The sequence below is a fragment of the Pseudomonas sp. NPDC088429 genome (assembly GCF_044753305.1).
GTDB lineage: Bacteria > Pseudomonadota > Gammaproteobacteria > Pseudomonadales > Pseudomonadaceae > Aquipseudomonas > Aquipseudomonas rustica.
The window spans coordinates 1-2,568 of sequence record NZ_JBIVMX010000146.1 but is presented as its reverse complement, the minus strand read 5'-3'; the positions used below and the strand labels follow the sequence as shown (position 1 = coordinate 2,568).

General features: G+C 62.5%; 2 protein-coding genes. Both read right to left on the bottom strand.

Going from position 1 to position 2,568, the window contains the following annotated elements:
* Positions 1-556 (bottom strand): NADH-quinone oxidoreductase subunit H (locus tag ACIP66_RS28480; RefSeq protein ID WP_400652605.1); only part of this gene is annotated, 556 nt, incomplete at its 3' end.
* Positions 553-2,568 (bottom strand): molybdopterin-dependent oxidoreductase (locus ACIP66_RS28475; RefSeq protein WP_400652602.1); only part of this gene is annotated, 2,016 nt, incomplete at its 5' end. The genes ACIP66_RS28475 and ACIP66_RS28480, both read right to left, overlap by 4 nt.

Here is a 2,568-nt window from a genome sequence, read left to right as displayed (position 1 = left end):
TCTGCGCCTGGTATTCGACGATGTCGCGCATGTTGAACGAGCCGACCTGCACCACGATGCCCATCAGGGCCAGGCCCATGAACACTTCGTAGGACACGGTCTGCGCCGAAGCACGCAGGGCGCCGAGCAGGGCGAACTTGTTGTTACTCGACCAGCCGGCGAACAACACCGCGTAGACCGACAGACCGGCCATGGCGAAGAAGAACAGCAAGCCGATGTTCAGATCCGCGACGCCCCAGGTCGGGGTGATCGGGATGATCGCAAACGCGATCAGCAAGGCGGACATGGCCACCACCGGCGCCAAAGTGAAGATCACTTTGTCGGCAAACGGCGGCGTCCAGTCTTCCTTGAAGAACATCTTCAGCATGTCGGCGGCGATCTGGAACATACCAAACGGGCCAACGCGGTTCGGACCGTAACGATCCTGCCACCAGCCCAGCAGGCGACGTTCGACAAAGCTGAGCAACGCACCGGCGACCACCACGGCCAACAGAATGACGATGGCTTTGATGACCGTCAGGATCACATCGATCACTTCAGGGGTGAACCAGGTCATTGCGCTGCCTCCTGCAGACCGTCGACGGATACGCCGGCGAATGCCGGTGGAATGCCGGCGATGCCCGCAGGCAATGCCACCAGACCGGCGCCCAGTTCTTCATTGATGCGCAGCGGCAGACGCAGGGTCTGACCGGCCACGTTCAGGCTCAGCAATGCACCTTCGTTGACGCCCAGACGATCCGCTTCGGATTTCGCCAATGCCACGTAAGCGGCCGGAATACGCTCCTGAACCGGTGCGGCTTTCGAAGAGTTTTCTTCGCTGCCGAACAGGTGGAAGAACGGCACGGCTTGCCAGGTACCCGCTGCCGGGTTGAATGCACGCGGTGCTGCAGCGAACCAGTTCAGCGAATCGCCAGTGCTTTCGATCAGGCGGGTGCCCGGGTCGCCAGCACGGATGTGACCACCGACTTCGTCCTGGAACTTGTTCCACGCTTGTGGCGAGTTCCAGCCCGGAGACCAGGCAAACGGAACCTGCTGACGCGGCTCAACCGAACCCGAGTAACCTTCCATGGAGAAGGCGAACGCGGTGTCTTTGTCTTGCGGGGTGCGCGGTTCGTGAACGCTGATGTCGGCGCGCATCGCGGTGCGACCGGAGTAACGCAGCGGCTCACGCGCCAGTTTCAGACCCTTGATGCGGAACGCCGCCGACGGTGCAGCGTCGACGATACGCGCCAGTTGCGCGGTGCTCGAAGCAACGGCAGCGGTGACGTGGTCGAGTTGCGTCCAGTCGATCGGCTGGTTCAGCAGGGTCGCGCGCAGGGCGTGCAGCCAGCGCCAGCCTTCGTGAACCAGGATGCTTGCGTCGAGGTATTGCGGATCGAAAACCTGGAAGAAGCGCTGGGCGCGACCTTCCTGGCTGACCAGCGTACCGTCGCCTTCAGCGAAGCTTGCGGCCGGCAGAACCAGGTGCGCGCGGTCGGTGGTCGCGGTCTTCTGATGATCAGCAACGATCACTACTTTCGCAGCGTTCAGTGCGGCATCGACCTTGTCTTTGGCGGTGCGGGTGAACAGATCGTTTTCCAGCACAACGATCGCGTCAGCCTTGCCGTCGATGACGGCTTGCAGCGCCGCGTCGACCGATTCGCCACCGAGCATGGCCAGACCGAGGCTGTTGGCTTCCGGCACGATCAGGCTGATCGAACCGTTCTTCTCGCGCAGTTTCAGTGCTTTGGCGATGTTCGCGGCGGCTTCGATCAGGGCTTTGGAGCCCAGCGAAGTACCGGCGATGATCAGCGGACGTTTGGCCGCGAGCAGGGCATCGGCGATGCGCTGAGCCAGTTCCAGTGCTTCGGCGTCCAGACCTTCAACGGCCGGGGCGCTGGCATCCAGTGCGTGGGCAACGGCGAAACCGATGCGCGCCAGATCGTCCGGAGCAGCGTGTACGCATTCTTCAGCGATGTCGTCGAGCTTGGTTTCCGCCAGGCTGGCGATGAACAGCGGGTTCAGCGCGTGCTGACCGATGTTCTTCACCGCAGCATCCAGCCAAGGCTGAACGCGCATGGCTTCGGCCATGTCTTCAGCTTTGCCCTTGACCGATTGACGCAGCGACAGCGCCACGCGAGCGGCGGTCTGGGTCAGGTCTTCGCCGAGGACGAAGATCGCGTCGTGGTCTTCGATGTCGCGCATGTTTGGCACAGGCAGCGGGCTGTCGTTCAGCACCTGCAAGACCAGACGAATGCGTTCCAGTTCGGACGCTTCGATGCCCGAGTAGAAGTGCTCGGCGCCAACCAGTTCGCGCAACGCGTAGTTGCTTTCGAGGCTGGCACGCGGCGAGCCGATACCGACGATATTGCGACCGCGCAGCAGGTCAGCGGCTTTATCCAGTGCGGCGTCCAGGCTGAGCTTGGTGCCGTCGGCCAGCAGCGGCTGACGTGGACGGTCGGTGCGGTTGACGTAGCCATAACCGAAACGGCCACGGTCGCACAGGAAGTACTGGTTCACCGAACCGTTGAAACGGTTTTCGATGCGACGCAGTTCACCGTAACGCTCGCCCGGGGAGATGTTGCAACC